1 protein-coding gene is annotated in these 1,296 nt (G+C 72.8%); it reads right to left on the bottom strand.

What is annotated here, in order from left to right:
* Nucleotides 1–146 precede the first annotated feature (146 nt).
* Nucleotides 147–1,296: branched-chain amino acid ABC transporter substrate-binding protein (locus R6V09_RS53355; protein WP_317888586.1), on the bottom strand; the 1,150-nt coding region annotated here is incomplete at its 5' end.

The raw sequence follows: 1,296 nt of genomic DNA, 5'->3' as shown, positions 1-1,296 counted from the left end.
CCCGCCCGTCGAGCGGGCCAGGTAGACCACGCCCATGCCGCCCGCACCGAGCCGGCCGAGCAGCCGGTAGCCGCCGATGAAGGGCGGGTCGCCGGCCTTGAGCGCGTGCACTCCCGCGCTCGCCGCCGAGTCCGCCCCGCCCACCGCTACACCTTGGCGGAGGCTTCGCCGAGGAAGCGGAACCGGCCGCCCTCGACCTGGTGCAGGAACACGCCGGAGCCGTTGAACGTGCCGTCCGCCTTGAAGGCGAAGTCCTTGGTGATGCCCTTGTAGCGGCTCTTGCGCAGCAGGCTCACCAACTCCCGCCGCTTCGGCGGCTGTTGGCCCTTCGTCGCCTTGACCAGTTCCTGGATGACGAGGTTGACGGTGTCGTACGCCTCGGCCGCGTAGTAGCCGGGCGCGGAGCCGAAGCGCTTGCGGAAGGCCGCGGTGAACGCCGCCGCCGCGGGCACGGCGGTGGCATCGACGAAGGAGGCCGCCAGCAGCCAGCCCTCGGCCGCGTCCCCGGCCGACTTCAGGAACTCCGGGTCGAGTACGGCCTGTGGCGCGAACCGCGGCTTCTCGAAGCCGGCCGCCGACAGCGCGCGGGCCACCCGGGCCGCGCCCGGCGCGTAACCGGCGTAGACGAAGGAGTCGATCCCGGCCCGCAGCATGTCGGTGACCACGGGCCCGACGTTCCGGGTGTTCGCCGGGATCACCCGGGGGTAGGGCGGGATGCCGTAGGAGCGCAGCATCAGGGTCGCTCCCTGGGAGGACTCCCAGCCGTAGGTCTGCGCGGTGCGGTCCTCCAGCAGTCCGGGCAGCCGTATCCCCTTCTGCTGTGCGACACGGGTGGCGATCTGGAGGGACATCAGCGCGTCGGAGGCGCGGCACTGGAGGTAGCACCGGTGCTCCTGCGAGGTCAGCAGCAGTGCTCCGGACGAGACGGACAGCAGCGGCAGGAGAGCCCCGTCGTACGCGGGGAGGACCTTGAGGGCCGTCTCGTTGCTGGACGGGCCGAGCACGGCCAGCACGTCCGCGTCCTGGATCAGCTTCTCGGCCGCGGCCGGTGCGCGCACCTCGCTGCCGGCGTCGTCCGCGGTCTTCACGGTGAGCGTGAAAGGCTTGTTCTTACGGGAGTTGAACTGCTCGACCGCCAGCCGCGCGCCGCGCTCCTGCGCCTGTCCCGCCGCTCGCTGCGGCCCGCTGAGATCCGCCTGCACGCCGATGGCCCAGTGCGGGGTGGGCGGTGCCGATGTGCCCGCGGTGTCGTCGTCGCGCAGGGCGGCCCAGGCCGCGGTTCCGCCCGCGGCCAGC

The organism is Streptomyces sp. W16 (genome assembly GCF_033194735.1).
In the GTDB taxonomy this organism is placed as follows: Bacteria; Actinomycetota; Actinomycetes; order Streptomycetales; family Streptomycetaceae; genus Streptomyces.
This window is presented reverse-complemented; position numbering and strand designations above follow the sequence as displayed.